The organism is Hydrogenophaga sp. FW305-3-2-15-A-LB1 (assembly GCF_058787875.1).
Genome location: NZ_JBYTAE010000091.1, coordinates 1 through 26898 on the forward strand (window position 1 = coordinate 1; position 26898 = coordinate 26898).

Sequence of the window (26898 nt, forward strand, 5' to 3'; positions counted from 1 at the left end):
AGGGGTTTATTCAGTCGCTAGGTGGCAAGGTGTGCCGCATTGCACAAACGCCACCAGGGCACCCGCGGAACCGGCTTCGCCGGGCCGCCAGGTGCGCCCCCTTGGGGGGTGACGCCGCAGGCAGCGCGGGAGGTTACTTCTGCAATGCCGCGATGCGCTCCTCGATCGGCGGGTGGGTCGAGAACAGCTTGCCCAGGCTACCCGTGATGCCCAGCGCCTGCATGGTCTTGGGCAGTTCGCCCGGCGTGAGGCCGCCCAGGCGGGCCAGCGCATTGATCATGGGCTGCTTGCGGCCCATCAGGCTGGCGGCACCCGCGTCGGCGCGGAACTCGCGCTGGCGGCTGAACCAGGCCACGATGATGGCGGCCAGGAAACCCAGCACGATGTCCATCACGATGGTGGTGATCATGTAACCGATGCCGGGGCCGGAATTGTTGTCGCTGCCGCGGCGCAGGAAGGCGTCCACCGCGTAGCCGATCACGCGGCTGAGGAACACCACGAAGGTGTTCATCACGCCCTGGATCAGCGTCATGGTGACCATGTCGCCGTTGGCCACGTGCGCGACTTCGTGGCCGATCACGGCCTCGACTTCTTCCTTGGTCATGTTCTGCAGCAGGCCGGTGGACACCGCCACCAGGGCCGAGTTCTTGAACGCGCCGGTGGCGAAGGCGTTGGGCGCGCCGTCGAAGATGCCGACCTCGGGCATGCCGATGTTGGCCTTGTCGGCAAAGCGGCGCACGGTCTCCACGATCCAGGCTTCGTCGGCGTTCTGCGGCTGGTTGATCACGCGCACGCCGGCGCTGAACTTGGCCATGGGCTTGCTGATCAGCAGCGAGATGATGGCGCCGCCGAAGCCGATCACGAGCGAGAACCCGGCCAGCGCCGTCATGTTCAGCCCGTTGGCCGTGAGGAAGCGATCCACGCCCAGGATGCGGGTGGTGATCAACAGCACCGCCATCACGGCGAAGTTGGTCAGGACAAACAGCAGGATGCGTTTCATGGGGACTCCGGGTTATAGGTATCGACGACAGCGGGATGATAAGTGGGGCCGCCCACGCGGTTCTTCAAGCGGCACCGCCCTTTCAGCGCGCGCCGGCCTCACACCTGGGGCAGCAGAAAGCGCCGTTCCCAGGCACTGATCTCGTTGAGGAAGCTCTCATGTTCCAGCGCCTTGACCGCGAGGTAGGCGCGCACGAAGCGCTCGCCCAGCAGGCGCGGCGCGTGAGCGCTCTGGGCCATTTGTTCGTGGGCGGTGAAAAAAGTTCGCGGCAGGCCCCGGGGCAGGTCGTAGCCGTTGTCCTGCACCGGTTCGCCCGGCAGGCAGCGCGTCCGCAGGCCTTCCAGGCCGGCGGCGAGCGTGGCGGCCATGGCCAGGTAGGGGTTGGCGTCGGCGCCGGCCAGGCGGTTTTCCACCCGGCGCGCGGCCGGTGGGCTCACCGGCACGCGCAGGCCGGCGGTGCGGTTGTCGCGGCCCCATTCCACGTTGATCGGCGCCTGGCTGCCAGCGACGTAGCGGCGGTAGGAATTGACGGTGGGCGCGTAGATCAGCGTGAGATCGGGCGTGAAGGCCTGCAGGCCGCCGATGTAGTGCAGGAAGGCCTCGCTTTCGGCCCCATCGGCCTGGCTGAAGATGTTGCGGCCTTCGGCGTCCACCACACTCTGGTGCAGGTGCATGGAGCTGCCCGCTTCGCCCGCCAGGGGCTTGGCCATGAACACCGCATTGAGGCCGTGCTGCAGCGCGATCTCGCGCGCCGCCGTCTTGAACAGGAAGGCCTGGTCGGCCACGGCCACGGGGTCGCCGTGCAGCAGGTTGATCTCGTACTGGCAGGGGCCGACCTCGTGCAGCCAGGTGTCGGCCCGGATGCCGAGCGCGTCGATGGCGGCGTGGAACGCGTCCCAGAACGGCGCCAGTTCGTTGAGCGCGTTCAGGCTGAAGGCCGACTGCCCCACCTCGGGCCGGCCCCCCCGCCCCACCGGCGGCGTCAGCGGCTGGGCCGGGTCGGTCATGGCGGCGGTCAGGTAGAACTCGATCTCCGGCGCGACCACGGGCGTGAGCCCCAGGGCCTGGTAACGCGCCACCACGTTCTTGAGCACCGAGCGCGGGGCGAACTCGCACAGGCTGCCGTCGAGTTCCACGCAGTCGTGCACCGCGAGGTAGCGCGGCACGCTGGCCCAGGGGGCGAGCTTGAGCGTGGCCAGGTCGGGCACCAGGCGCACGTCGGGATCGCTGTCGGGGAAGACCTTGTCGTAGGAATACTCGCCCGTCACGCACTGCATGGGAATGGCCTGGCAGATGCGCAGTTCACCGCCCGCGGCGAAGCTGGCCGCCGGCATGAGCTTGCCGCGCGGGTAGCCGGTGACGTCGGCGAACAGGCATTCCACGTCGCGCACGCCGGTGGCGCGGAAATGGGCGGCGAGTTCGGCGCGGTCAGCGTCTTGCGCCAGGTTCAGGTGGGACCAGGTGGTCGGGGCGGGCTGGGTCATGGGGTGTCTGTTGGGGCATCGGTGCGCCTGGGGCGGAACACCCCGGCGTCGGCATAGTAAGCGGGATCTTCGTTCGCCGCCCACCAGCCCGGCACGCCCAGCACCGGCAGCGGCGTGAACGGTTTGGCTGCGAGCACCGGCGCGCTGAGGCCCTGCGCCAGCCATGCATCCCACGCGGCGAGGTCGTCACCCAAGGCCCATGGCACTGGCGTTCGGAACACATGGGCGGTGATGGACTTGTAGGGCGTCACCAGCTTTTCCAGCAGGGCGTGGCCGAACAGCACCAGCCTCGCCTGCGCCCAGAGCGGGCGCAGCGTCACGAACAGGCGGTGCCAGTCGCGGGCCGCCAAGGCCTCCCAGAGCGGCGCGGGAGCCTGCAGCAGGGCGGCGTTTTCGTCGAACAGGGTGAGTGCGTCGCGCACCGGGCCCCGCACGTCGCGCACGCCGTCGGCGGCGATCTGCGCGGCCTGCAGCTGGTTCAGGCGCTGTTTGGTCAACGGGAAACGGCGCCAGCACAGGCCGTTGAAGAAGTCGTGCAGGTTCTCGCGCGTGGGCACGCGGCCAGTGTCGAAGATGAACTGTTCGTAAGGGGTGCCGGCGGGCAGTTCGGCCTGCGGCACGAAGCGCACCGGGGCGGCGCCACCCAGCGCCTGCGGCCAGGGCTCGCCGCCCGCCAGGGACGTGGCCACGGCCCGCCCCTCATCGGCCACGGGCGCGAACCAGGGCGCGGTCCAGTCGAGCGCCAGTTCCAAGGGACTCAGGCTTGCTGGCGCCAGGGCAAGGCCTCGCCGCCACGCAGCGGCTTGAGATCGGCCTCGCCAAAGCGGAAGCTCTCGGGCGTGGTCCAGCTCTCGCGCTTCAGGGTGACGGTGCCGCTGTTGCGCGGCAGCCCGTAGAAGGCCGGGCCGTGGAAGCTGGCGAAAGCCTCGAGCTTGTCGAGCGCGCCCACCGAGTCGAAGGCCTCGGCATACATCTCGATCGCGGCGTGCGCGGTGTAGCAGCCGGCGCAGCCGGTGGCGTGCTCCTTCAGGTGGGCCGGGTGCGGCGCGCTGTCCGTGCCGAGGAAGAAACGGTCGCTGCCGCTGGTGGCGGCGGCCACCAGGGCCTGGCGGTGGGTCTCGCGCTTGAGCACCGGCAGGCAGTAGTAATGCGGGCGGATGCCGCCGGTGAAGATGGCGTTGCGGTTGTAGAGCAGGTGGTGGGCCGTGAGGGTGGCGGCGGTGAACGCGCCGGCCTCGCCCACGTACTGCGCGGCCTCTTTCGTGGTGATGTGCTCCATCACGATCTTGAGCTCGGGAAAGTCGCGCCGCAGTGGACTCAGCTGCTCATCGATGAACACGGCCTCGCGGTCGAACAGGTCGATGTCGGGCGAGGTCACTTCGCCGTGCACCAGCAACAGCAGGCCGGCGCGCTGCATGGCTTCCAGCGTCTTGTAGGTCTTGCGGATGTCGGTCACGCCGGCGTCGCTGTTGGTGGTGGCGCCCGCGGGGTAGAGCTTCAAGGCGACCACGCCCACGTCCTTGGCCCGCGCGATTTCCTCGGGCGGCAGGTTGTCGGTGAGGTAGAGCGTCATCAGCGGCTCGAAGGCCATGCCGGCGGGCACGGCGGCGCGGATGCGATCGCGGTAGGCCATGGCCTGCGCCGCGGTGGTCACCGGCGGCTTGAGGTTGGGCATGATGATCGCCCGGCCGAACTGCGCCGCGGTGTGCGGCACCACGGTGTGCAGCGCCTCGCCATCGCGCACGTGCAGGTGCCAGTCGTCGGGTCGGGTGATCGTGAGGGTCTGTGGGGCGGTCGAGGCGTTCATGCCTCGATTGTCGCAAACCTGCAAAGGCGATCAGGGCACCTTGTCGGTCGGGTACTTCCAGAAATCCCGCAGCAGGTAGCTCACGGGCAGGTTCAGCGACACGCCCTTGGGCGGGATGGGCTGGGTGAACCAGGTCGCGTAGATCGCCTGTATCTCACCGCTGTAGATGAGCCGGCGCATCTCGTCGTCCACGATCTTCTTGAACGCCTCGTCGCTCCGCGGCAGCATGATCGCCAGCGGCTCGGTGGTGAAGAACCGGCCCACGACCTTGAGGGAGGTCGGGTCCGGCCGTGCAGCCGCCAGACCGAACAGCAGCACGTCGTCCATGGCAAAGGCGTCGGCCTCGCCCTTCTCGACCATGCCCACGGCCTGCTCGTGGTCGTCCGCCTCCACGATGCGCAGCGGAAGCCCACGCTCCCGCACCATGCGGCGCAGCGCATCCAGAGGCGTCGTGTTGCGGGTGGACACCACCACCTTGAGGTCAGGGTGGTCCACCCGGTCCACCGCGCTGTCGCGCCGGACCATGAGGCGTGCACCGGTGATGAAGTGGGGAATCGTGAAGGCCACCCGCTGGCGGCGCGCGGCATTGTTGGTGGTGGAGCCGCACTCCATCTGGGCCTGGCCCTGCTCCACCGCGTCCAGGCGGTTGGAGGGCGTCACAGCGAGGTAACGCACATCGAGCTTGCTCAGGCCCAGCTTGCGTTGCACGGCCTGCGCCAGGCGGCGGCAGATGTCGAGGGCGTAACCCACCGGTTTGCCCGTGCCGTCCAGGTAAGAGAACGGCACGGAGGATTCGCGGTGGGCCAGCACCAGCACGCCATCGCTTGCCACACGGTCCAGCACCGGGCCGGCCTGGGCGGCGGCCATGTTGGCCAGACACGCCGCGATGAGGATCCTGCGCAGGCAGGTCGTAAGGATCGAGAACACAACGACACCCCCTAAAAGAGTGCCGAGAGCATAGAGAAAGGCCCACCGCCAAGCCAATGCCCATCCCGCATCCGCCCATGTCAAGGGCACATGCGGGCGTGCCGGCGAGGCTCAGTGCGCCAAGATCTTGTTGAGGAAGTCCTTGGTGCGCGGCTGACGCTCCTCCGGCTTGCCGAAGAAGTCGTCCTTGGAACAGTCCTCCAGGATCTTGCCGCCCACGTCCATGAAGATCACGCGGTTGCTGACCTTGCGCGCGAAACCCATTTCGTGCGTCACGCACATCATGGTCATGCCTTCGTGGGCCAGGCCGATCATCACGTCCAGCACTTCGCCGACCATCTCGGGGTCGAGCGCCGAGGTGGGCTCGTCGAACAGCATCACGATGGGGTCCATCGACAGGGCTCGCGCGATCGCCACGCGCTGCTGCTGACCGCCCGAGAGCTGGCCCGGGAACTTGTCCTTGTGCGCCGACAGGCCCACACGATCGAGCATCTTGAGGCCGCGCTTCTTGGCTTCGTCGGGGTTGCGCCCCAGCACCTTGATCTGGGCGATCGTGAGGTTCTCCGTCACCGACAGGTGCGGGAACAGCTCGAAGTGCTGGAACACCATGCCGACGCGGCTGCGCAGCTTGGGCAGATCGGTCTTGGGGTCGTGCACCGCGATGCCATCGACCGTGATCTCGCCTTTCTGGAAGGGCTCGAGCGCGTTGATGGTCTTGATGAGGGTCGACTTGCCTGAGCCCGACGGGCCGCACACCACGACGACTTCGCCCTTCTGGATGTTGGTGGAGCAATCGGTCAGCACCTGGACGCTGCCATACCACTTGGAGACGTTCTTGAGTTCAATCATTGCAATTCCTGGGTTTCGATGGCATCAACGAATGATGGCAATTTTCTTGTGCAGCCGCTTGACGAGCCACGACAGCGCGTAACACATGACGAAATAGACCACGGCAGCGGCCAGGTAGGCCTCGATCGGGCGGCCGAAGTTCTTGCCCGCGACCTCAAAGCCCTTGAGCATGTCGTAGGCGCCGATGGCGTAGACAAGCGAGGTGTCCTGGAACAGGATGATGGTCTGCGTGAGCAGCACCGGCAGCATGTTGCGGAAGGCCTGGGGCAACACGACCAGCTTCATGTTCTGCCCATAGCTCATGCCCAGCGCCTGGCCGGCGAACACCTGGCCACGCGGAATCGACTGGATACCCGCGCGCATGATCTCGCTGAAATAGGCCGCCTCGAAGGCAATGAAGGTGACCACCGCCGACACCTCGGCGCCGATCGGGCGACCGATCAGCAGCGGCACCAGCAGGAAAAACCACAGGATCACCATCACCAGCGGAATGCTGCGCATGCCGTTGACGTAGATCGTGGCCGGCGTGTCCAGCCACTTCTTGCCCGACAGCCGCATGAGCGCCAGGATGGTGCCGAAGAAGATGCCGCCCACTGTGGCCACGACGGTCAGCATCACGCTGAAGTACAGGCCCTTCAGCACGAAGTTGCTGATGAGGTCCCAGTTATAGAAGGAGAAGTCGAGGTTGAGGTTCATGTCAGTGGCCTCCCGCTCCGCCCGCCACGACAAAGCCCGGTATGCGCACGCGTTTCTCGATGAAGGCCATGATGCGGTTGATCGCGAAGGCCGAGATGATGTAGAGACCGGTCACGGCGAGGTACACCTCCACGCCGCGGGACGTCTCTTCCTGCGCCTGCATCGCGAACATGGTCAGCTCCGAGACCGACACCGCGAACGCCACCGAGGAGTTCTTGAAGATGTTCATGGTCTCGCTGGTCAGCGGCGGGATGATGATGCGGAACGCCATGGGCAGCAGCACATAGCGGTAGTACTGGAAGGTGGTGAAACCCATGGCCATGCCGGCGTAGCGCTGGCCGCGCGGCAGGGCCTGGATGCCCGAGCGCACCTGCTCGGCGATGCGCGCCGAGGTGAAGAAGCCCAGGGCAAAGACCACCAGCACGAAGCCAGGGACGCCTCGCATGACGGGGAACATCGTGGGCACCACGTGGTACCACAGGAAAATCTGCACCAGCAGCGGGATGTTGCGGAACAGTTCCACCCAGGCATTGCCCAGGCGCACCACCATGGGTCGATCGGGCAGCGTGCGCAGCGTACCGATCAGGATGCCTAGCACCAGCGCCAGCAGCAGCGCCAGCAGCGACACCGACACCGTCCAACCCCAGGCTGACAACATCCAGTCCAGATAGGTGATGTCTCCCCCCTTGCCAAAGCAGCTTTCCACCGGCTGCCGTTCAATGGTGTCCTCGCAGAACACCTGCCAATCCCAGCTCATAGGAGCCCCTTTTCTCTCTGTTGCTTGTCCGGATCACACCGCGCTTTGCGCGGTCGCCACGAAAACGCCCCTTCAAATGGGTCCACTTGAAGGGGCGTCTGGTAAGTGCGTGGCTTACTTCTTGGCGTAGTCTTCCATCGGCTTGTCGTTCGGGCTGGCCCAGGCCGCCTTGGTGGCGTCGGACATGGGCAGGCCGATCTTCACGTTGGCAGGCGGAATCGGCTGCATGAACCACTTGTCGTACAGCTTGGCCAGCGAACCATCGGCAATCTGGCGCTTGATGCTGTCGTCCACGGCCTTCTTGAAGGCAGGGTCGTCCTTGCGCAGCATGCAGGCGATCGGTTCGACCGACAGCACTTCACCCACGATCTTGTAGTCGGCGGGGTTCTTGGACTTGGAGATGTTGGCCGCCAGGATGGAGCCGTCCATCACGAACGCATCGGCGCGGCCGCCCTCGAGCGCGAGGAAGCTGTCGGCGTGGTCCTTGCCATAGACTTCCTTGAAGTCGATGCCGCCGGCGCGCTCGTTCTTGCGCAGGGTCTGCACCGAGGTGGTGCCGGTGGTGGTGGCCACGGTCTTGCCGTTGAGGTCCTTGATGCCGTTGATGCCGGAGTTGGCCTTGACAGCGATGCGCACTTCTTCCACGTAGGTGGTCACGGCGAAGGACACATCCTTCTGGCGCGTGGCGTTGTTCGTGGTCGAACCGCACTCCAGGTCCACGGTGCCGTTCTGCACCAGGGGGATGCGGTTCTGCGAGGTCACGGGCTGGTAGTTGACGTTGAGCTTGGCCAGGCCGAGCTGCTTCTGGATGTCGGCCAGAATGATTTCGCCCATTTCCGTGTGGAAGCCGACGTATTTGCCGTTGCCCAGTGTGTAGCCCAGTCCGGAAGACTCGCGCACGCCCAGGGACACGCTGCCAGACGCCTTGATCTTGGCCAGCGTGTCGCCAGCTTGTGCAAAGGCGCTGCCGACGGCCAGTGTGGTCACGGCCAGCGCGAGCAGGTGTTTCTTCATAGGGATCTCCTTGCTTGTAGAAAAGATGATGAACCAGCGATCAAGACCGGATGCTCAGCGCCGTTGTCGCGCGGAGGGCATCTGCATGATGCTCCCTACGCAAGCTCCGTTCCACCCGGGAATTCCCACCCTGTCACAGGCGGAACCCGCGACTGTAGCCAGCGGCATCCTTCGCATCCAATGCTGATTGCAGCGGCCATTATGCAAACCATTCATGTACGGATTTTCCCCAATGGCCTTGGCAAAGGATCACCTGTATCGCCTATGAGACAGGGTGAATCAGGGATTGCCGAGCTTTTTGCGCAGGTCGTTCCAGAACTGCTCCACCGGTCCTTTGGCCTTTCGCGTGGAAGACCGCTCGCGGTAGATGCGGATGTCCAGCGCGGTCTCCAGCGACCCGCCGGCGGACACGAGCTTGCGGGCGCGCACTTCCTTGCGCACCGCGCTGGCCGGCAGGAAGGCGATGCCATGGCCCTCCAGCGCCATGGCTTTCAGGCCTTCGGCCATGTCGGTTTCGTAGATGCGGTCCAGGTGCACCGGTGTGCTGCTCTGCTTGAGCATCTGGTCCACCGCCCTGCCAAGGTAGGCACCCGGCGCATAGGCCAGGTAAGGCAGCGGCTGCTGGGGCGACCCTGGCAGGGCGTACTGCGGCAGGCCCTGCGCGTCCGGGCGCACATAGGGTGAAAGCACCTCCGAGCCCAGGTGCAGCATTTCATAGCGGCCGGCATCGAGCTGGATCGGCTGGGCCGCGTGCTGGTAGGCGATCAGCAGGTCACAGCTGCCCTCGACCAGGCGCAGCACCGCGTCGTGCACGTTCATGGCGATCAGCCGGCTCTTGATCGGGCCGCAGGTCTCGCGCAAGCCCGAGAGCCAGGACGGGAAGAAGGTGAAGGCCAGCGTGTGCGGCACGGCGAACTCGATCACGTCCTGCGCCGCGGCGGTGTGGGCGCGCAGCGTGGCGCGCGTGCTCTGCAGCGCCTGCAGCATCTCCAGCGCCTGGTCGTACAGCGTCTGGCCCGCGGGGGTGAGGCGCGTGGGATACGAGGAGCGATCCACCAGATCGGTGCCCGCCCAGGCTTCCAGCGACTGGATGCGCCGGGAGAAAGCGGGCTGGGTGACGTGGCGCAGCTGCGCCGAACGGCTGAAGCTGCGGGTTTCGGCGAGGCTGACGAAATCCTCGAGCCATTTGGTTTCCATGGACGGCGATTATGGAACGGCCGGACGGAAGGCTCCTCGGAAAGGTACGACCTGAAGGGAAATCGGCATCAGTCGCTGCCGCTTTGCTGCAGCGCCCACATGCCCGCATAGACGCCGGTCCGGGCGACCAGTTCGGCGTGGGTGCCCCGCTCCACGATCTCGCCGTTGACCAGCACCAGGATTTCGTGCGCGTCCACCACGGTGGAGAGGCGGTGCGCGATCACCAGCGTGGTCTTGTTGCGCGCCGCGCTCTTGAGCTCGGCCTGGATCGCGCGTTCGTTGGCGGAATCCAGGGCCGAGGTGGCTTCGTCGAAGATCACGATGGGCGGGTTCTTCAACAGCGTGCGCGCGATCGCCACGCGCTGCTTCTCGCCCCCCGAGAGCTTGAGACCGCGCTCGCCCACCATGGTGGCATAGCCCAGCGGCAGGTGCTGGATGAAGGCGTGGATGTGCGCCGCCTGGGCCGCCCGCACCGCGGCCTCGTGCCCCGCATCGGGGCGGCCATAAAGAATGTTGTATTCGATGGTGTCGTTGAACAGCACCGTGTCCTGCGGCACGATGCCGATGGCCTGGCGCACGCTGGCCTGGGTGACGGCCTTGATGTCCTGCCCGTCGATGGTGATGCGCCCGCCGTCATCGGCATTGCTCACGTCGTAGAAGCGGTAGAGCAGGCGCGCCAGCGTGCTCTTGCCCGAACCCGAAGGCCCGACCACGGCCACCGTCTTGCCCGGTGGAATCTCGAAGCTGATGCCATGCAGGATTTCGCGCGCCGGCTCGTAGGAAAAGCGCACATTCTCGAATTTCACCGCTGGGGGACCGTCCAACTGAAGCGGCTGCGCACCTTGCACGTCCGCGATCTCGCGCTCTTTTTCCAGCAGCGCGAACATCTTTTCCAGGTCGGTCAGGCTCTGCTTGATCTCGCGGTAGAGCACGCCCAGGAAACCCAGCGGAATGTAGAGCTGGATCATGAAGGCGTTGACCATGACCAGATCGCCCAGCGTGAGCTCGCCGCTGACCACGCCCTGCGTGGCGCGCCAGAGCATGAGCACCAGCGCCACGGCGATCACCAGTTGCTGCCCCGCATTGAGCATGGACAGCGTGGTCTGGCTCTTGATGCGCGCGCGCCGCAGCTTCTCCAGCGCCTCGTCATAGCGCCGGCCTTCGAAGCTTTCATTGTTGAAGTACTTGACGGTCTCGTAGTTCAGCAGCGAGTCGATGGCGCGGCTCTGGCTGGTGGATTCGAGCTCGTTCATCTTGCGCCGGAACTGGGTGCGCCACTCGGTCACGAGCACGGTGAAGGTCACGTACAGCACCAGCGCCACCAAGGTGATCCACACGTAGCCCATGTCGAACTTGGTGCCCAGCAGCGCCAGCACCATGATCACCTCGATCAGCGTGGGGAAGATGCTGTAGAGCGAGTAGGAGATGAGCGACTGCACGCCGCGCGTGCCGCGTTCGATGTCGCGCGTCATGCCCCCGGTCTGGCGTTCCAGGTGGAAGCGCAGGCTCAGGGCGTGCAGGTGGCCGAACACCTGCAGCGCGATGCTGCGCGTGGCGCCCTCGGTGGCCTTGGCGAACACCAGCTCGCGAAGCTCGGTGAACACGCTGGTGGACAGCCGCAGCAGGCCGTAGGCGAGCAACAGGCCCAACGGCACCACCAGCATCGACTCGACGCTGCCGGGCCGGATGGTCATGGCATCGACCAGTTCCTTGAGCAGCAGCGGCACGCCCACGTTGGCCGTCTTGGCCGCCACCATGAAAGCCAGCGCCAGCACCACGCGCACCTTGTACTGCCACAGGTAGGGCAGCAGGCGCTTGAGCGTGCCCCAGTCGGAGCGTTGGGCAGGTGGGTGGCCAGCGGCGCCAGGACTGGCAGGCAGGGCGATGGAAGTTCGGGCGGGGTTGTCGGGGCGCATGCAGGAGAATGGGGGCCGTTGTCCAGAGATTGTGCCCATGTCCAGCAATTCAAGCCCGCCATCCGAAACCGCCCTGCCGACCGACCGGGAACTGGTGCTCAAGGTCATTCCCATGCCCGCGGACTGCAACGCCAACGGCGACATCTTCGGCGGCTGGGTCATGGCGCAGGTCGACCTGGCCGGAGCCGTGCTGCCCGCGCGCTACGTGCGCGGCCGCATGGCCACGGTGGCGGTGAACCAGTTCATCTTCAAGCAACCGGTGCGCGTGGGCGACATCCTGAGCTTTTTCGCGCACATCACGCGCCTGGGCCGCACCTCGGTCACGGTGCAGGTGGAGGTGTTCGCCGAACGTTTCTCGGCCCAGGGCCAGTACGTGAAGGTGACCGAGGCCAGCCTGACCTACGTGGCGATCGACCTGGAAGGCCGGCCCCGCCCCATCCCGCGCGACGGCCTGGTGCTGCCCGAGCACCTGGCCTGAGGCCGTTTCAGGGCGAAGGCCAGCGCGACCGCCAGGTGCGGTAGATGCGCGCGGCCAGCGCCTGGCTGCCCGCCAGGTGCCGTTTCGTGGCGGCGTGCATGCCCGCCGGGTCCTGCACGCTGTCGCGGTGCAGCAGCACATTCACCGCGTAGGCCTCGCCCGGGCTTTCGAGCCAGTCGTCGATCTTGTCCGGCGTGATCTCGATGTGGAACTGCATGGCCAGGTGCGGGCCGAGCGCAAAGGCCTGGTGCGCGCAGGCCGCCGACGATGCCAGCGGCTCCGCGCCCGGCGGCAGCGCCAAGAAACCATCCTGGTGCCACTGGTACACGGTGGGCGTGCGCTCTTCGCCGAACCAGTCGCGCGCGGCAGCGCCACCGTGGTGCTCGATGGGCCACCAGCCGATCTCGGGCTGGGGCAGCCGCTCCACCTGGCCGCCCAAGGCCCGCGCCATCAGCTGGCCACCCAGGCAGTGCCCGATGACGGGAATGCCCAGCGCATCGGCCTCGCGGATCAGCGCCTCGGCCTGGCGCAACGTGGGGCGCTCATCGTTCGCGCTCCACGCGCCGCCCAGCACGGCCAAGCCGCGATAGCCCCGAACGGACGCGGGGTAGAGCTCACCCGCCTCGGCACAGCGCAAGTGCCAGGGCAGCCCCTGGGCATCGAGCCATTCGCCGAGGAAACCCGGGCCGTCCTCGAACAGGTGCTGAAGGACCAGGACGTCGGCGGTGGAAGCGGTGGTGGCGGGCATAACCATCCTGAAGCAAGTCTTGCCGCAAACCGTACCACGGGACAGCCGAGCCTGCACCCCATACACGAAAGGTTTGGGCACGCCGTTTGCCGCGCAACCAGTTCAACTCAACCATTCAAAGGAAAAACAATGAGCGACCAAGACACCTCCCTCGACAACTTGTGGGACATGATCAAGGACATTCGCTTTGCAATGTTCACCACGCGCAGCCATCAGGCGGCGCACGCCGGTCACCTGCATGCCCGGCCCATGACCACCCAGAACAACCGGCTGGAGGGCGGCAGCCTCTGGTTTTTCATGTCGCGCCACGGAGGGCCCGTGGCCGATCTGATGGCCGAACCCACCGTCAACCTGAGTTACGCCGATCCCGACAAGGACACCTATGTTTCCGTCTCCGGCACGGCGCGCGTGGTCAACGACCCCGACAAGGCCCGGGCCCTGTGGAACAAGGCCGCCGAAGCCTGGTTTCCCGGCGGTCCGGACGATCCCGATCTCGCGCTGGTGGTCGTCAACGTCACCCACGCCCACTACTGGGACGTCAAGGAAAACAAGCTGGTGCAGCTGCTGGCCATGACGAAGGCCGTGATCACAGGTGGTGTGCCCAAACTCGGCGAATCCGTCGAAGTGCAGGTTCGCTGACTGATGCCTGCTAGTCAAGCGCGATATTGACGCGGCGAATCACCTCGCCGAGACGTTGGGACTCCGCCTGGATGAATTGCGCGAACTGTTCGCGCGTGGGCGTGAACGGTTCATAGCCGAAGCTGGCGAACTTGTCACGGACATCCGGCTCGGCCAAAGCCGCCTCGACATCGTGCTTGATCTTGGCCGTCACGGCGGGCGCCAGCCCCCGCGGTGTGGCGAGCGCGTTCCAGCCCGAGGCTTCGAATCCCGCCGGCCCACCCGACTCGGCCACGGTCGGCACGCTGTCGTAGCCCGCCGTGCGTTTGGGTGCCGCCACCGCGAGGAACCGCAATTTCCCCGCACGCTGGAGCGGTCCGGCCGTGGCGCTGGATCCCAGTGCAAACGCAAGATCGCCGTTGGCCACACTGGTGTAGAGCTGGGTCGTTTCCTTAAAAACGATGTGCTCGAATTTCGTCCCCGTCATCGAGCTGAACAACTCGGAACCGAGGTGCACGGGGTTGCCGATGGACCACGACCCGAAGTTCAGTTTTCCCGGGTTGCGCCTGGCATCGGCGATGAGGTCGGCCACCGTCTTGTACGGACTGGTGGCGGCAACGGTGATGAAGAAGTAGGTGCGAAACAACGGCAGCACGGGATCGAAATCGACGGCCGGGTCATAGGGCAGCTTCTTGAACAGCGATGGATAGGCGGCCAGGTGCACGTTGTCGAGCTGGATCAGGTCGTGTCCGTCCTTCGCCCCGCGCTTCCACGCGTCGATCGCGATAAAGCCGTTGCCGCCCGGGCGGTTCTCCACCATCACAGGTTGCGCCCACTTTTTCGACAGCTTGTCAGCGACCAGCCGCGCAACGCCGTCCGGCCCGCCACCGACGGGGAATGGGGTGATGATCCGCACGGGTCTGGTCGGGAACGGGACCTCCTGGGCGAATGCACGAAGTGGATGGCCCGCCCAAGCGAGCATGGCCCCTGACACCACAGTGCGGCGCGACAAACGGATGCGGTGAGACAACATGGCGGGGCTTTCGTCTGGTTGGGAACGGATCAGGAACAGGTGTAGCTCGCGGCCGCCCGGATGTCCCCGCTGGTGTACACGGGCATCTTGGGATAGGCGCACATCGGGCCGGTGACCACGGTCGGATTCGCGGCCGTGGCGGAGCTGCTGATATCGATCCTGTCGGCCGGCGCGATGCCGTTCTCGACCCAGTTGGTGAGCGCGCGGTAGTTCGCGTCTTCCGGATACAGCGGCGGATTGGCCGCCGGGTTTTCCGTCCCGTTGGCCGGGAAGTGGCCCATGCCAGGGATCGTGTACAGCTTGTAGAAGCTCTGGATCGCCGGAATGCCGCCCATCTGCGCCGCCACGCGCGTGTAGTAGTTGAGGACGCCGGCATGCGGGATCGTGCTGTCCGACGTTCCCACGACCGTGATCAGCTTGCCGCCCCGGTCACGGAATTTGCTGAGGTCCGGGTTGTCGGTGCTGATGTGGGCGAACGACGCGGCCTCCATGGCGTAACCCTGGGCGATGGCATCGGCGAGTTGCGCGTAGCTCAGGTTCTTCCAGCCATTGGCCCCATTGGCCTTGGCGTTGAGGAAGGTCGACCCGGCGATCGTCGGGTCCTGCAGGAACAGCGCGACCATGTCGTATTGAATCCCGCCGGTGGCCACGGACGTGGCACCGATGCTCCCGCCGCGTGGCCAACCGAACCAGATCTGCTTGGGCGACAAGGTCGTGCGCAGGCCGTTGTCGATCGAAGGCGATGGCGTCGATCCATCGGTGGTCGGTCCATACCAGATCTTGTTGGCGGCGTGGGCCTGCGCCGATGTCAGACAGTTCGCGGTGGCGTTCGTTCCGCCCGAGGCGGTGCACAGAACAGCGGCGTCCGTCGTTGGATCGTAGGTGCACGTCGAGGGGTCGAGAAGGTAACCCAGGTGCATGCCGCCCACGACGTCGCACGCGCTGATGGCGGCCATCGATACGTTGTTCCACTGACCCGTTGTGAAGGGCACGCCACCCAATTCGCGCTGAATCACGATCTGCGCCCAGAGCTGGGTGGCCGTGAACTTGGTCCAGTTGATCGCCGGCGCCGAGGCAATGATGCCGTTGAAATCGTCGGGATACAGCTGTGCCTGCTTGAGACCTTGGCGGCCAACGGTGGAGCCGCCGTGCCAATAGGTGTACCTGGCCGCGGTGCCGTAGTAGGCCTGCGCCAGCGCCTTGGCCTTGACCGTCATTTCGTGAATGCCGCGCTCGGAAAATTCGCTCCACCCCACGGTGTTGATGGTTCCGTCCGGCTTCATCAGGAAGCTGGAGTTGCCTGCCGGGTGACCTGTGTCGGTCGTGGCGGCCACCGCGCCTTCCACACCGGCCACCACCCAGGGCGCGGCGGTGGGCGCGTTCGCCACGCTGGTGAGCGTCGCTTGAGGCCCGCCGGCCATGCCCGCGCCGCCCAACACGTGCAGCCGCTTGTTCCAGTTGGCTGTTGTCGGGAGCCACAGTTCGACGCCAATGCCTGGGGTCGTGGAAGGCGCGCCCGCAGGACCGGCGTGGCCCGGCCCGATCAGGAGCTTGACCAGGCAGATGTCGTTGGCCGCCGATGGGGTCGTTGCGGTCGCGGTCCCGGAAAGGAGAATCTGATCTCCTTTCTTGAAGGCCTTCACCAGTGCGACCGTCGTTTGAGCGTCTGGCTTGAAGGCGGTCTTCATGGAATCGTCGCAGCTGAGCGGCGCCACAGCGGAATCGCTGCCTCCGCCTCCGCCGCCGCAGGCGGGCATCAATATCGATGCAATTGCGGCCACAGCCAAGCAGGCCACGCGTTGCCACACTGTTTGCATGGGTTGTCTCCAGTCGGTCTTTGTTGTCCGCAGCGTCGCCAGATGACGCACTGCACGGCTATCGCGGCACACACGAGAAACGTGGCCATCGCGATCGCAGGATTTGACTTGCCGCCGCTTTTCGTGTCTTTTCCGTTCGGCGCTCGATTGCACAAACGGCTCATCGGATGCGGCTTGGTGCGGCTACGATCGCCCCAAATGCCACCTCCACCCAGCCCATTGAACCTGCTCACCCCTGAGCAGCTTGCCCGCTGGCGGGGACTGCCACTGGCCTGCGTCGGCACGCCTGAAGGGGCCTGGAGTCACCGTTTCACGCCTGCAACGATGGGCCTGTCACTGGTGGACACGGGCACGATGACAACCCGCTTGAGCGTGAATGGCCGGCACGAGGAATTCGACCTGCGCGCGGGTTCGATCGGGCTCTTCAGCCCCTACATGGAAGTCAAGGTGGCCCAGGCCGGCGCCCACCAGGCTCGCCGGATCCTTCTGGAGCTCGATTGGGGAGGCCCGCTTTGCCGCAGGCTTTTCGACGACGATCTGATCAGTGCCGTGTTGCGCCCAGGCTCCCACTTTGAGGATCCGGTGCTGCCACCCGTGTTGCGCAGCATGGTGCGCGAGATATCGGCAGGATGTCCGAACGGGACGCTGTTCGCCGAATCGCTCTCGATCGGTATCGCCGCCCACCTCGGCAGGACCCGTGGCATCCGATCGGCCATCAAGGAGCGGGGCCGCCTGAGCACGGCGCAAATGGCGCGGGTGAACGACCTGATCGACTGCGATCTGGGCAGCGATCTTTCACTCCGTGCCTTGTCCGAGGCCGTGGGGCTCAGCAAACCGCATTTTGTCCGCCTGTTTCGCAACACGACAGGGACGTCGCCGCATCGGTATGTGGTCCAAAAGCGCATGGATCGGGCCGTGCAGCTGCTTGGTTTGCCGGGCGGCTCCTTGGCCGACATTGCATTGGATGTGGGCTTCGCCAGTCAGAGCCACATGACCCGGACATTTCGCGACCTCATCGGGACCACACCGGGTGAGCTGCAGAAGCAACTGACCGGCAAGAAGTCGTCGTAGGAGCGCCGGCATGGCGACTGAGACACCCCCTAACGCTGAGCCCAGATCACCGGCGCCACCGACACCTCGCGGTCCATGCCGAGCAGTTCCCGGTCGAACAGCGCGCCCAGGCGGTCGTCGGCCGAGCTGCCGAAGTCACCGTGCGCGCCACCATCGATGGTGACCAGGTAGCTCTTGGTGCCCGCCTTGTGCAGGGCGTCGTCCAGGCGTGCGGCCTGGCTGAAGGGCACGACGCGGTCCAGCGTGCCGTGCACCGTGAGCACGGGGGGCGTGGCGGTGCTGGCGTGCGCCGCCGGTGAGGCCTCGCGCGCCAGCCCCAGCCTGTCGCGGACCGCGCCCCCGAGCAGGCGGCCTTCGGGCGTGTCCGCGCCGCGCCCCAACACGGACAGGTCGGTCGGCCCGAAGAAGTTGGCCACGGCCCTGACCTGGCTGCTGTGCTGGCGGTGTTCACCCAGCGTGCCTTCCAGGCGCGGCACGTTGGCGGTGGTGCCGAGCATCAGCGCCAGGTGCGCGCCGGCGCCCCGGCCCCAGACGCCGATGCGCGCCGGGTCCAGCCCCAGGCCATCGGCGTTGCCGCGCACCCAGCGCACGGCAGCCTTCACGTCGTGCAGGGGAGCGGGCCACGGCGCTTCGCCACTGAGGCGGTAGCCCACGGACACCCCGGCGTAATAACCACCGCGCACGAAATCCATGAGGCGGGCCGCGCCGTCGGCCTTGTCGCCGTGCATCCAGCCGCCACCGTGCACATAGACGATGACGGGCAGCGGGCCCCGGTGCCGCTCTCGGGGCAGGTACAGGTCCAGCCGCTGGCGCGGGTTGGTGGTCAGGGCATAGGGCTGGTCCAGCGTCACGTGCACCGGCTCCCGCTCCAGTTCCTGGATCGACATCACGCCGCTGGGCCCCAGGTCGAACTCGTCGCGGGGCGACTGGGCGCGCACGATGGCCGGCGCCATGCACAACACGGGGGACTGGAGCAACAGACGGCGCAGCATGTCGGTTCCTGGAGGAGATCGGAAGGTCGGCCAAGCGTAGTCGGCCGCGCCGCTTCCGGCAAGCGCGGGCGCTAGAACTTGCCGTGCCGCCCCTGCCCGGCCGCGAAACGTTGCGCACCGGCCAGCGCATCGGGAATGCGCTCGCGCCCGCGCTGCCATTCCTGCAGCAGCGCCTCGCCCAGGGGCAGGTCCCACTGGCGCTGGGCGCTCTCGCGGTCGGCGCGCATCGTGGCCTGCGGGAACGCCGCGAGCTGCCGCGCCAGTGCCAGGGCGGCCTCGCGCGCCTGCCCGGGCGGCACCACACGGTTGGCCAGGCCCATGCGCAGCGCCTCTGCCGCCTCCACCTTGCGACCGGTGAGGATCAGGTCCATCGCATGGCCCATGCCGATCAGGCGCGGCAGGCGCACCGTGCCGCCATCGATCAGCGGCACGCCGAAGCGCCGGCAGTAGACGCCGAAGTAGGCGTCGTCTTCCATCACGCGCAGGTCGCACCAGAGCGCGAGCTCCATGCCACCGGCCACGGCCGCCCCGCTCACGGCGGCGATCACCGGCTTGGAGAGCTGCAGCCGCGACGGGCCCATGGGGCCGAGCGCGCGCGCATCGGCGGCGGCGAAGTCCAGGTCCAGGCCGCCGGTCTCGCCCGAGGCGGCCAGGCGGGCACCGTACTGCAGGTCCCAGCCGGCGCAGAAATGGCCGTGCGCGCCGTGGAACACCGCCACGCGGGCCTCGGCGTCGTCTTCGAACGCGAGAAAGGCCGCGTGCAGCGCCTGCGCGGTGGGGCTGTCCACCGCGTTGCGCACCTCGGGGCGGGCCAGCGTGACCACCCACACCTCGCCCAGCTTTTCGGTGGTGACGGCGCTCATGGCCACACCCCCACGCGCGGCGCGTTCAAGGCCGCGTCCAGTTCGTCCTGTGTCACGTCGATCTCCATGCGAAGCAGCGCGCCGGCCATGGCCTTGCCCAGGTTGTCCAGGCGCAGGTTGCGCGCGCCGCCACCCTGCAGCGCACCGCGCAGCACGAACTTCAGCGCGAGGATGTTGGGCAGCGGCCAGGCGTCCACCTCGCCGGGCAGCCAGGGCGCGAAATGGGCCTGCACGCGCTCGGCCGTCACCTCGCGCGCCAGCAACCGGTAGCCGGCGTCGTTCCAGGCGAACAGGCCGAAGTCCACCCAGTCGGCCTTGTCGCCGCTGCGCGCGTGGGCAATTCGCACCAGGGGTATGCGGATCGTGCTCATGCGCGGTCCGGCGCAGGGCCGCCCCAAGCCGGAACAGCCCCCTCGGGGGGCAGCGACCCGCGCAGCGGCGGAGCGTGGGGGCTCATTTCCCCCAGCAGCTCCATCCGCGCGCCCGCTTCCACCTCGGCGCGGGGGATCAGCGTGGGCCAGATGCCCAGCAACTCGCTGGTGTTGTGCAGGCCGGTGAAGCCGCAGGTGTAGGCCGGGCCGCTCAGTCCCATCCAGGGGAACAGGCGGCCGAAACCATCGGCCGCGGCCTTGTCGGGCGTGCGCAGCACCAGGCGCGTCCAGATCTCGTTGGACTGGTTGAGCGCGTCGGGCTTGGGCAGGGGCGCGAGCGCGCCGTGCGCCGAGTTCAGGCCGGGGTACTCCACATACAGCTCGTCGTGCGGGATGCGCTTGTCCTTGAGCAGTGTGCGGATGGTGGCCTGCGCGGCCTGCGCCTTGTCCCAGGCGTCCGGCCAAGAAAACCCCCAGGTGACCTCGGCTTTGTAACCATCCCGGAAACCCGCCACCACCTTGAGCGTGTCGGTGGGCGCGGTGCCGCGCGCCCCGGTCAGTCGCACGCGGTCCCCGCCCTCGTCCTGGAGCCGGATGCCGCCCATGTCGAGCACCACGTCGGGCGAGAAATAGGCGTGGGGGTTGTGCACCTCGTACAACAGCTGCTGGCGCACGGTGTCGAAGTTGACCCGCCCGCCAGTGCCGGGCGCCTTGGTGATGAGCGCGCTGCCGTCCTCCCACACCTCGGCGATCGGGTAGCCGATATGCGCCAGATCGGGAATGGCCTGCCACGCGCCCTGGCTGCCGAAGTTGCCGCCGCTGCCCTGCCCCGAACACTCGAGCAGGTGGCCCACGGTGAGGCCTTGCGCGAGGCGGTCGAGGTCGTGGGCCTGGGTCGCACCGCCCAGCGTCCAGCCCAGGCCGTGCACCAGCGGCCCGAGGAACAGCGCGGCATCGGCCACGCGCCCGGTGATCACGATGTCGGCGCCCGCGTCCAGCGCGGCCACGATGGGTTGCGCCCCCAGGTAGGCGTTGCCGAACACCAGGCGCTCGCGCACCTCGGCCAGCGGCGCGCCGGTGAAGAGGTGGGCGAAGGCGCTGGCGGGCGTGGCGCCGTCGAGCAGGCGGGGCAGCACGTCGTCGCCGCTCACCACGGCCACGCGGGCCTGCCAGCCGCGGGTCTTGAAGGCCGCCAGCACCGCCTGCGCGGCGCCCTGCGGGTTCAGGCCGCCCGCGTTGCACACGAAGCGCACGCCTCGCTCTTGCATCAGCGGCCAGAGCTTCATCAGCAGGGGCACCACGTCACGCGCGTAACCCAGCGAGGGGTCGCGCTGGCGGTCTTTCTGCAGGATCGCCAGCGTGAGTTCGGCCAGGTGGTCGCTGGCGATGAATTGCACCCCGCCGCGTTCGATGCTCGCGGCCACGGGTTCCCAGTTGTCGCCGTAGAACCCGAGGCCGGCGCCGATTCGTATGGATTTCATTTCAGTGATTTATTGCGTCATTGCACAGCACGCACCGTGTGAAGCCACCTCGATCAGAGACACCGAGGAACCGGCTTTGCCGGGCCTCTGGTGTCGCCCCCTCGAGGAGGTCGCGCAAAGCGCGGCGGGGGTGCAACCATCTTCATGGCACCTGAGCGACTCAGGATGGGGGACAACCCCTAGCGCCAGTCTCATGCAAGACAGCTATAAATTGCGCTCACCTGCTGGGCAGACTGCCACAAAGATTGCAGCGCCACCCCGCCGCCACCGCGTCGACAGAACCATACAGGAGACATCGCGTGCAATTGCTGCAACTGCTCATCAGCGGTGTGGCCCAGGGCTGCATCTATGGGCTGATCGCGCTGGGTTTCGTGCTGATCTACAAGGCCACCGAAACGGTGAGCTTTGCCCAGGGCGATCTGATGATGGTGGGCGCCTTCGGCGGCCTGGCGGCGATGACCATGCTGGGTTTCCCGTTCTGGCTGTCGGTGCCCGCCGCCATCGTGGGCATGGGCCTGTTCGGCGTGGTGCTCGAGCGCGTGGTGATCCGCCCCATTCTGGGGCAGCCGGCCTTCTCCATCGTGATGCTCACCATCGGCGTGGGCTACACGCTGCGCGGGCTCATCACCATGCTGCCCAACATCGGCACCGACACGCACACGCTGCCGGTGCCCTACGCCAACGAGGTGCTTCGCCTGGGCGCGCTGGTGGTCTCGGCCGAGCAGATCGTGGTGATCGGCTCCACCGCCGTGCTCTGCGCCGGGCTGTTCGCCATGTTCCGCTACAGCAAGCTGGGCATCGCCATGCAGGCCTCGTCGCAGAACCAGCTCGCGGCCTACTACATGGGCATTCCGGTCAAGCGGCTCAACGGCCTGGTGTGGGGCCTGGCCGCGGCCGTGGCCGCCGTCGCCGGCCTGCTGCTCGCGCCCATCACCTTCGTGCACGCCAACATGGGCTTCATCGGCCTCAAGGCCTTCCCCGCCGCCGTGGTGGGCGGCTTCGGCAGCCTGCCCGGCGCCATCGTGGGCGGCCTGATCATCGGCATCGTCGAGGCGTTCTCGGGCTTCTACCTGCCCGAAGGGTTCAAGGACGTGGCGCCCTACATCGTGGTGCTGCTCATGCTGGTGCTCAAACCCAACGGCCTCTTCGGCGAGAAGCTGCGCAAGAAAGTCTGAGGCACCACGAACATGCGATTCCTCTTCAAGACCGACTACAACCAGGACATCCGGCTCGCCAAGCACGGTGGCCACACCTTCTGGTACAGCCTGCTGGTCCTGTTCCTGGTGGTGGCGCCCTGGGCGATCCCGGAGTACTGGCTCGCGCAGCTCACCTTCGTGCTGATCTACGCCGTCGTCGGCCTCGGCCTGATGCTGCTGGCGGGTTTCACCGGGCTGTTCTCGCTGGGCCATGCGGCCTTTCTCGGCGTGGGCGCGTACACACAGGCCATCATGGTGAACGCGGGCATTCCCTTTCCGCTGGCACTGGCCTGCGCGGGCCTGCTCTCGGCGGCCGTGGGCATGGTGGTGGGTCTGCCGGCGCTGCGCGTCAAGGGCATCTACCTCGGCATGGCGACGCTGGCTTTCGGCTTCATCGTCGAGGAGGTGATCGCGCGCTGGGAGCACGTGACCGGTGGCAACGCCGGCCTGATGGTGCAGTACCCCGCCCTCTTCGGCTGGTCGCTGGATTCCACCGAGGAGTTCTACTTCCTGTGCCTGGTCGTGACCGTGCTGGCCACGCTGGGCATCGTCAACCTCATGCGCTCGTCCACCGGCCGCGCCTTCGTCGCCATCCGCGACTCGGAGATCTCGGCGCAGAGCATGGGCATCCAGCTCGCGCGCTACAAGACGCTGAGCTTCGCGCTCTCGGCCGCGCTCGCGGGCATCGGCGGCGCGCTGTACGCGCACAAGATCCAGTTCCTCTCGCCCGAGCAGTTCAGCATCATCCAGTCGATCGACCTGCTGCTGATGGTGGTGATCGGCGGGCTGGGCTCGATCCACGGCGCCTTCCTCGGCGCGATTTTCCTGATCGTCATGCCCCAGCTCATCGCGCTGGGCAAGGATTACCTGCCCGAGGCCATCGGCCAGGCCGCCGGCCTGCAGGGCGCGGTGTACGGCATCGTGCTGATTGCCTTCGTGCTGTTCGAGCCCATGGGCCTGTACGGCCGCTGGCTCAAGGTGCGCACCTGGTTCCAGCTCTTCCCGTTCTATCGCAAGGGCCTGTTCAAGCGGCAGAAAACGTTCCAGAAATCGGATCGCCTGAAATGAACCCAAACGTGCTTCTTTCGGCCAGGAACCTGAGCGTGCGCTTCGGCGGCGTGCTGGCGGTCAACAACGTGAGCTTCGACGTGAAGCGCGGCGAGGTCTTCACGCTCATCGGCCCCAACGGCGCGGGCAAGACCACGGTGTTCAACCTGATCAGCCGCATCTACACGCCCACCACCGGCACCATCGACTACGCCGGCCCCAATGGCGAGTTGCGCCTGACCGACCAGGCGCCGCACCAGATCGCCAAGCTGGGCATCGCGCGCACCTTCCAGAACATCGAGCTGTTCGAGCACGCCACGGTGCTGCAGAACCTGCTGATCGGGCGCCACACGCACCGCAAGACAGGGCTGTGGAGCGAGATCTTCTTCACCGGCAAGACGCGCGCGGCCGAGATCGAGGCGCGCGAGAAGGTGGAACGCGTGATCGACCTGCTCGACCTGCAGCACCACCGCGAGTCCATGGTGGCCGGCCTGCCCTACGGCGTGCGCAAGGTGGTCGAACTCGCGCGCGCGCTGTGCACCGAACCCCAACTGCTGCTGCTCGACGAGCCGTCGTCCGGCCTGAACGTGGAGGAGACCGAGGACATGGCGTTCTGGATCACCGACATCAAGGAAGAGCTGGGCATCACCGTGCTGATGGTCGAGCACGACATGAGCCTGGTCTCCAAGGTGTCGGACCGCGTGCTGGCCATGAGCATGGGCACCGAGCTGGCCTCGGGCACACCCGCCGAGGTGCAGAGTGACCCCGGCGTGATCGAGGCCTACCTGGGTTCGATGGACGACGTCTCCAGCCTGCGCCGCGAAAACCACAAGGTGACGGCATGAGCGTTGCAACGTCTGACGCCCCCGTGCTCAAGCTGCTCAACGTCGAGAGCGCCTACGGCCCGATCAAGGCGATCCGCGGCGTGAGCCTGCAGGTGCGCCGCAGCGAGATCGCCACCGTGCTGGGTTCCAACGGCGCGGGCAAGACCACCATCCTCAAGACCATCAGCGGCATCATCGACCCCCGCAAGGGATCGATCGAATTCAAGGGCGAGAACATCACCGCGCAGGACCCGGCGCTGATCGTGCAGCAAGGCCTGTCCCACGTGCCCGAGGGGCGCGAGGTCTTCCCCCTGCTCTCGGTGCGCGACAACCTGCTGATGGGCGCCTACACCCGCAAGGACCGCGACGGCGTGGCGCGCGACATGGAGGTGGTGTTCAACTACTTCCCCATCCTGCGCGAACGCGCGTTGCAGGACGCCGGCCTGCTCTCGGGCGGCCAGCAGCAGATGCTGGCCATCAGCCGCGCGCTGATGGCCGACCCCGACCTCATCCTGCTCGACGAGCCCAGCCTGGGCCTCTCGCCCAAGCTCACCAAGGAGATCTTCGAGATCGTGGTGCGCATCAACCGCGAGCGCGGCACCACCATCCTGCTGGTCGAGCAGAACGCCAACATGGCGCTCAATGCGTCCGACTACGGCTACGTGCTGGAGAACGGCCGCATCGTGATGGAAGATACCTGCGCCCACCTGCGCGAGAAGGACGACATCAAGGAGTTCTACCTCGGCATGAAGGAAACCGGGGCGCGGGGTGAGCGGCGCTGGAAAAAGAAGAAGAACTGGAGATAAGTCATGAGTTACCTCTGGGATCTCTCACACATCCAGCCGCGGACCGAGGTGGTGCTGCCCGGCGACACCATTCCCGCCCTCTTCTGGAACGGCGTGAAGGCGCGCGGCCCGGCGATCTGGATGCGGCAGAAAGACTTCGGCATCTGGCGCAGCTGGACCTGGGACCAGACCGGCACCGCCGTGCGCGAGATCGCCCACGGCCTGATGGCGCTGGGCTTCGAGGCGCGCGAGACCGCGTCCATCCTCTCCAACACCACCGTCGAATGGGTGCTGTGCGACCTGGCCGTGCTCAGCGCGGGCGGCGTGGCCAACGGCATCTACCCGACCGACGCGGCCGAACAGGTGCAGTACCTCTGCGACGACTCGGCCACCACCGTGCTGTTCGTGGAAGACGACGAACAGCTTGACAAGGCGCTGGAGGTGCGCGCCCAGTTGCCGCGCCTGAAGAAGATCGTCGTCGCCGACATGGACGGCCTGCGCGACCTGAACGACCCGCAGGTGATCAGCCTGGCCGCGCTGCGCGACATGGGCCGCGCGCACCTGGCGCAGCACCCCGGCCTGGTCGAAGCGCGCGTGGCCGCGGTGAAGCCCGAAGACCTGGCCATTCTGGTCTACACCTCCGGCACCACCGGCCGCCCCAAGGGCGCCATGCACAGCCACCAGGGCCTGGTCTACACCGTGCGCGGCTACAACACGCTGATCGCGCGCGACGAACACGACGAGTGCATGTGCTTTCTGCCGCTGTGCCACATCGCCGAGCGCATGGGCGGCGAGTATTTTTCGCTCTACACCGGCGCCAGGCTCAACTTCGTGGAGAACCCCGAGACCGTGCCGGAGAACGTGCGCGAGATCGCCCCCACCGTGTTCACCGCCGTGCCGCGCGTCTGGGAGAAGTTCTATTCGGGCGTGATGATCACGCTCAAGGAAGCCAGCCAGCTGCAGCAGGCTGCCTACGCCTGGGCCATTGGCGTGGGGCAGAAGGTGGCCGACCGGGTGATGGCCGGGCAGCCGGTGCCCGGCGGCCTGCGGCTGCAGTTCCGCCTGGCGCGCGTGCTGGTGCTGGACAACGTGCGCAAGCTCATCGGCATCCACCGCGCGCGCTTCCTGGTCACCGGCGCGGCCCCCATCTCGCCCGATCTGGTGCGCTGGTACCTGGCCCTGGGCGTGCCCATGCTCGAGGTGTGGGGCATGACGGAAACCTGCGGCGCGTCCACCGGCATTCCGGCCGATCGCATCAAACCCGGCAGCATCGGGCCGGCCGCCACCTACAACGAGGTGAAGCTCGGTCCACAGACCGGCGAGATCCTGGTGCGCGGGCCCAACGTGTTCATGGGTTACCTGAACCTGCCCGAGAAAACCGCCGAGACCATCGACGCCGATGGCTGGCTGCACACGGGCGACGTGGGGCAGGTCGATGAGGAAGGGTTTTTCCGCATCACCGACCGCATGAAAGACATCATCATCACCGCAGGCGGCAAGAACATCACCCCCAGCGAACTGGAGAACGAGCTGAAGTTCTCTCCGTATGTGACCGACGCCGTGGTGATCGGTGACAGGCGCCCCTACCTCACCGTCATCATCATGATCGACCAGGAGAACGTGGAGAAGTATGCGCAGGACAACGACGTGCCGTTTTCCAACTACGCCAGCCTCACCCGCGCGCCCGAGGTGCAATCGCTCATCCAGGCCGAGATCGACCGTGTGAACAAGAAGTTCGCCCGCGTCGAACAGATCAAGAAGTTCTTCCTGCTCGACACCCAGCTCAGCGCCGAAGACGAAGAACTCACCCCCACCATGAAGCTCAAGCGCAAGCTGGTGCAACAGAAATACGCCGAGCAGATCGAAGCCATGTACCGCTGAAGCGGCCGCCCCCCTTTCAACCCCCAGGAGACAAGCCCGTGACGAC

26 protein-coding genes are annotated in these 26898 nt (G+C 66.7%); 8 read left to right on the top strand and 18 right to left on the bottom strand.

The window, feature by feature from the left end; genetic code table 11:
* Window positions 1-133: 133 nt before the first annotated feature.
* The 11 genes from htpX to AC3WPZ_RS23395 all read right to left on the bottom strand — a co-directional run bounded on the left by htpX (window position 134) and on the right by AC3WPZ_RS23395 (window position 11647).
* Entirely contained in the window at window positions 134-1000 is an 867-nt protein-coding gene (htpX, locus tag AC3WPZ_RS23345) for a protease HtpX (protein WP_382154501.1), read from the bottom strand.
* A 98-nt stretch (window positions 1001-1098) separates the two neighbouring features.
* The gene (locus tag AC3WPZ_RS23350) at window positions 1099-2484 is read right to left on the bottom strand and encodes a glutamine synthetase family protein (protein WP_492441787.1); all 1386 of its coding nucleotides are present in this window, start codon (window positions 2482-2484) and stop codon (window positions 1099-1101) included.
* A complete protein-coding gene (locus tag AC3WPZ_RS23355; protein WP_492441789.1) occupies window positions 2481-3236 on the bottom strand; it encodes a DUF3025 domain-containing protein in 756 nt (251 codons plus the stop codon). Before AC3WPZ_RS23355 ends, AC3WPZ_RS23350 begins: the two co-directional genes overlap by 4 nt.
* Window positions 3237-3241: 5 nt before the next feature.
* Window positions 3242-4291: a dihydroorotase gene (gene pyrC, locus AC3WPZ_RS23360; protein WP_492441791.1), complete on the bottom strand. Its 1050-nt coding sequence runs from the start codon at window positions 4289-4291 to the stop codon at window positions 3242-3244.
* Window positions 4292-4321: 30 nt separating this feature from the next.
* A complete protein-coding gene (locus tag AC3WPZ_RS23365) occupies window positions 4322-5158 on the bottom strand; it encodes an amino acid ABC transporter substrate-binding protein (protein WP_492441812.1) in 837 nt (278 codons plus the stop codon).
* A 171-nt stretch (window positions 5159-5329) separates the two neighbouring features.
* Window positions 5330-6067, bottom strand: coding sequence for an amino acid ABC transporter ATP-binding protein (locus AC3WPZ_RS23370; RefSeq protein WP_291117914.1), 738 nt, complete (start codon window positions 6065-6067; stop codon window positions 5330-5332).
* 24 nt (window positions 6068-6091) lie between these two features.
* Complete coding sequence (locus AC3WPZ_RS23375) at window positions 6092-6763, bottom strand: amino acid ABC transporter permease (RefSeq protein ID WP_444687356.1); 672 nt, start codon at window positions 6761-6763, stop codon at window positions 6092-6094.
* A 1-nt stretch (window position 6764) separates the two neighbouring features.
* Complete coding sequence (locus AC3WPZ_RS23380; protein WP_382154486.1) at window positions 6765-7520, bottom strand: amino acid ABC transporter permease; 756 nt, start codon at window positions 7518-7520, stop codon at window positions 6765-6767.
* Window positions 7521-7634: 114 nt separating this feature from the next.
* On the bottom strand, window positions 7635-8534 hold the full coding sequence (locus tag AC3WPZ_RS23385) for a transporter substrate-binding domain-containing protein (RefSeq protein WP_382154483.1): 900 nt from the start codon (window positions 8532-8534) through the stop codon (window positions 7635-7637).
* 279 nt (window positions 8535-8813) lie between these two features.
* Complete coding sequence (locus AC3WPZ_RS23390; RefSeq protein WP_291117924.1) at window positions 8814-9731, bottom strand: LysR substrate-binding domain-containing protein; 918 nt, start codon at window positions 9729-9731, stop codon at window positions 8814-8816.
* Window positions 9732-9799: 68 nt separating this feature from the next.
* Window positions 9800-11647 (bottom strand): ABCB family ABC transporter ATP-binding protein/permease, encoded by a 1848-nt coding sequence (locus AC3WPZ_RS23395; RefSeq protein ID WP_492441793.1) that lies wholly within the window; start codon window positions 11645-11647, stop codon window positions 9800-9802.
* A 37-nt stretch (window positions 11648-11684) separates the two neighbouring features.
* Here AC3WPZ_RS23395 and AC3WPZ_RS23400 point away from each other — a divergent pair, with 37 nt between their 5' ends.
* On the top strand, window positions 11685-12125 hold the full coding sequence (locus AC3WPZ_RS23400) for an acyl-CoA thioesterase (RefSeq protein ID WP_382154480.1): 441 nt from the start codon (window positions 11685-11687) through the stop codon (window positions 12123-12125).
* A gap of 7 nt (window positions 12126-12132) precedes the next feature.
* Here the strand turns inward: AC3WPZ_RS23400 and AC3WPZ_RS23405 are convergent, their stop codons facing one another.
* Entirely contained in the window at window positions 12133-12873 is a 741-nt protein-coding gene (locus AC3WPZ_RS23405; RefSeq protein ID WP_492441796.1) for a type 1 glutamine amidotransferase, read from the bottom strand.
* Between the two features lie 129 nt (window positions 12874-13002).
* Here AC3WPZ_RS23405 and AC3WPZ_RS23410 point away from each other — a divergent pair, with 129 nt between their 5' ends.
* Window positions 13003-13512 (top strand): pyridoxamine 5'-phosphate oxidase family protein, encoded by a 510-nt coding sequence (locus AC3WPZ_RS23410; protein ID WP_382321814.1) that lies wholly within the window; start codon window positions 13003-13005, stop codon window positions 13510-13512.
* Window positions 13513-13522: 10 nt separating this feature from the next.
* Here AC3WPZ_RS23410 and AC3WPZ_RS23415 read toward each other — a convergent pair whose 3' ends face one another.
* Together AC3WPZ_RS23415 and AC3WPZ_RS23420 are read right to left on the bottom strand one after the other, a co-directional pair.
* Complete coding sequence (locus AC3WPZ_RS23415) at window positions 13523-14524, bottom strand: Bug family tripartite tricarboxylate transporter substrate binding protein (RefSeq protein WP_492441798.1); 1002 nt, start codon at window positions 14522-14524, stop codon at window positions 13523-13525.
* 29 nt (window positions 14525-14553) lie between these two features.
* The gene (locus AC3WPZ_RS23420) at window positions 14554-16341 is read right to left on the bottom strand and encodes a tannase/feruloyl esterase family alpha/beta hydrolase (protein ID WP_492441800.1); all 1788 of its coding nucleotides are present in this window, start codon (window positions 16339-16341) and stop codon (window positions 14554-14556) included.
* Between the two features lie 81 nt (window positions 16342-16422).
* On the opposite strand from AC3WPZ_RS23420, the gene AC3WPZ_RS23425 reads away from it, so the two are divergent.
* Window positions 16423-17412, top strand: coding sequence for a helix-turn-helix transcriptional regulator (locus AC3WPZ_RS23425; RefSeq protein WP_492441802.1), 990 nt, complete (start codon window positions 16423-16425; stop codon window positions 17410-17412).
* A gap of 29 nt (window positions 17413-17441) precedes the next feature.
* Here the strand turns inward: AC3WPZ_RS23425 and AC3WPZ_RS23430 are convergent, their stop codons facing one another.
* The 4 genes from AC3WPZ_RS23430 to AC3WPZ_RS23445 form a co-directional block, all read right to left on the bottom strand.
* Window positions 17442-18404: an alpha/beta hydrolase fold domain-containing protein gene (locus tag AC3WPZ_RS23430; protein ID WP_382328254.1), complete on the bottom strand. Its 963-nt coding sequence runs from the start codon at window positions 18402-18404 to the stop codon at window positions 17442-17444.
* A 71-nt stretch (window positions 18405-18475) separates the two neighbouring features.
* Window positions 18476-19267, bottom strand: coding sequence for a crotonase/enoyl-CoA hydratase family protein (locus AC3WPZ_RS23435; RefSeq protein ID WP_492441804.1), 792 nt, complete (start codon window positions 19265-19267; stop codon window positions 18476-18478).
* Complete coding sequence (locus tag AC3WPZ_RS23440) at window positions 19264-19638, bottom strand: AtuA-related protein (protein WP_382154466.1); 375 nt, start codon at window positions 19636-19638, stop codon at window positions 19264-19266. The genes AC3WPZ_RS23435 and AC3WPZ_RS23440 overlap by 4 nt, the downstream gene beginning before the upstream one ends.
* On the bottom strand, window positions 19635-21119 hold the full coding sequence (locus AC3WPZ_RS23445) for an acyclic terpene utilization AtuA family protein (RefSeq protein ID WP_492441806.1): 1485 nt from the start codon (window positions 21117-21119) through the stop codon (window positions 19635-19637). Before AC3WPZ_RS23445 ends, AC3WPZ_RS23440 begins: the two co-directional genes overlap by 4 nt.
* A gap of 299 nt (window positions 21120-21418) precedes the next feature.
* Between AC3WPZ_RS23445 and AC3WPZ_RS23450 the strand changes: the two genes are divergently transcribed.
* The 5 genes from AC3WPZ_RS23450 to AC3WPZ_RS23470 are packed head-to-tail and all read left to right on the top strand — an operon-like array spanning window position 21419 to window position 26852.
* Window positions 21419-22294, top strand: a complete 876-nt coding sequence (locus AC3WPZ_RS23450) for a branched-chain amino acid ABC transporter permease (RefSeq protein WP_291117951.1) — start codon at window positions 21419-21421, stop codon at window positions 22292-22294.
* 12 nt (window positions 22295-22306) lie between these two features.
* The gene (locus AC3WPZ_RS23455; protein ID WP_492441808.1) at window positions 22307-23383 is read left to right on the top strand and encodes a branched-chain amino acid ABC transporter permease; all 1077 of its coding nucleotides are present in this window, start codon (window positions 22307-22309) and stop codon (window positions 23381-23383) included.
* Complete coding sequence (locus AC3WPZ_RS23460) at window positions 23380-24207, top strand: ABC transporter ATP-binding protein (RefSeq protein WP_382321829.1); 828 nt, start codon at window positions 23380-23382, stop codon at window positions 24205-24207. Before AC3WPZ_RS23455 ends, AC3WPZ_RS23460 begins: the two co-directional genes overlap by 4 nt.
* A complete protein-coding gene (locus AC3WPZ_RS23465; RefSeq protein WP_297401548.1) occupies window positions 24204-24992 on the top strand; it encodes an ABC transporter ATP-binding protein in 789 nt (262 codons plus the stop codon). The genes AC3WPZ_RS23460 and AC3WPZ_RS23465 overlap by 4 nt, the downstream gene beginning before the upstream one ends.
* 3 nt (window positions 24993-24995) lie before the next feature.
* Window positions 24996-26852: an AMP-dependent synthetase/ligase gene (locus AC3WPZ_RS23470; RefSeq protein ID WP_492441810.1), complete on the top strand. Its 1857-nt coding sequence runs from the start codon at window positions 24996-24998 to the stop codon at window positions 26850-26852.
* Window positions 26853-26898 lie beyond the last annotated feature (46 nt).

What these genes read in the sequence shown, in the direction of transcription:
- AC3WPZ_RS23455 (WP_492441808.1), top strand. Translation starts at nt 22,307, where the DNA reads ATGCGATTCCTCTTCAAGACCGACTACAACCAGGACATCCGGCTCGCC.
- AC3WPZ_RS23365 (WP_492441812.1), bottom strand. Translation starts at nt 5,158, where the DNA reads ATGGCCGCCGCCCAGGCCGGCCCGGTGCTGGACCGTGTGGCAAGCGAT.
- AC3WPZ_RS23445 (WP_492441806.1), bottom strand. Translation starts at nt 21,119, where the DNA reads ATGAAATCCATACGAATCGGCGCCGGCCTCGGGTTCTACGGCGACAAC.
- AC3WPZ_RS23375 (WP_444687356.1), bottom strand. Translation starts at nt 6,763, where the DNA reads ATGAACCTCAACCTCGACTTCTCCTTCTATAACTGGGACCTCATCAGC.
- pyrC (WP_492441791.1), bottom strand. Translation starts at nt 4,291, where the DNA reads ATGAACGCCTCGACCGCCCCACAGACCCTCACGATCACCCGACCCGAC.
- AC3WPZ_RS23415 (WP_492441798.1), bottom strand. Translation starts at nt 14,524, where the DNA reads ATGTTGTCTCACCGCATCCGTTTGTCGCGCCGCACTGTGGTGTCAGGG.
- AC3WPZ_RS23385 (WP_382154483.1), bottom strand. Translation starts at nt 8,534, where the DNA reads ATGAAGAAACACCTGCTCGCGCTGGCCGTGACCACACTGGCCGTCGGC.
- AC3WPZ_RS23410 (WP_382321814.1), top strand. Translation starts at nt 13,003, where the DNA reads ATGAGCGACCAAGACACCTCCCTCGACAACTTGTGGGACATGATCAAG.
- AC3WPZ_RS23430 (WP_382328254.1), bottom strand. Translation starts at nt 18,404, where the DNA reads ATGCTGCGCCGTCTGTTGCTCCAGTCCCCCGTGTTGTGCATGGCGCCG.
- AC3WPZ_RS23465 (WP_297401548.1), top strand. Translation starts at nt 24,204, where the DNA reads ATGAGCGTTGCAACGTCTGACGCCCCCGTGCTCAAGCTGCTCAACGTC.
- AC3WPZ_RS23440 (WP_382154466.1), bottom strand. Translation starts at nt 19,638, where the DNA reads ATGAGCACGATCCGCATACCCCTGGTGCGAATTGCCCACGCGCGCAGC.
- AC3WPZ_RS23395 (WP_492441793.1), bottom strand. Translation starts at nt 11,647, where the DNA reads ATGCGCCCCGACAACCCCGCCCGAACTTCCATCGCCCTGCCTGCCAGT.
- AC3WPZ_RS23390 (WP_291117924.1), bottom strand. Translation starts at nt 9,731, where the DNA reads ATGGAAACCAAATGGCTCGAGGATTTCGTCAGCCTCGCCGAAACCCGC.
- AC3WPZ_RS23470 (WP_492441810.1), top strand. Translation starts at nt 24,996, where the DNA reads ATGAGTTACCTCTGGGATCTCTCACACATCCAGCCGCGGACCGAGGTG.
- AC3WPZ_RS23420 (WP_492441800.1), bottom strand. Translation starts at nt 16,341, where the DNA reads ATGCAAACAGTGTGGCAACGCGTGGCCTGCTTGGCTGTGGCCGCAATT.
- AC3WPZ_RS23370 (WP_291117914.1), bottom strand. Translation starts at nt 6,067, where the DNA reads ATGATTGAACTCAAGAACGTCTCCAAGTGGTATGGCAGCGTCCAGGTG.
- AC3WPZ_RS23400 (WP_382154480.1), top strand. Translation starts at nt 11,685, where the DNA reads ATGTCCAGCAATTCAAGCCCGCCATCCGAAACCGCCCTGCCGACCGAC.
- AC3WPZ_RS23350 (WP_492441787.1), bottom strand. Translation starts at nt 2,484, where the DNA reads ATGACCCAGCCCGCCCCGACCACCTGGTCCCACCTGAACCTGGCGCAA.
- htpX (WP_382154501.1), bottom strand. Translation starts at nt 1,000, where the DNA reads ATGAAACGCATCCTGCTGTTTGTCCTGACCAACTTCGCCGTGATGGCG.
- AC3WPZ_RS23405 (WP_492441796.1), bottom strand. Translation starts at nt 12,873, where the DNA reads ATGCCCGCCACCACCGCTTCCACCGCCGACGTCCTGGTCCTTCAGCAC.
- AC3WPZ_RS23460 (WP_382321829.1), top strand. Translation starts at nt 23,380, where the DNA reads ATGAACCCAAACGTGCTTCTTTCGGCCAGGAACCTGAGCGTGCGCTTC.
- AC3WPZ_RS23435 (WP_492441804.1), bottom strand. Translation starts at nt 19,267, where the DNA reads ATGAGCGCCGTCACCACCGAAAAGCTGGGCGAGGTGTGGGTGGTCACG.
- AC3WPZ_RS23380 (WP_382154486.1), bottom strand. Translation starts at nt 7,520, where the DNA reads ATGAGCTGGGATTGGCAGGTGTTCTGCGAGGACACCATTGAACGGCAG.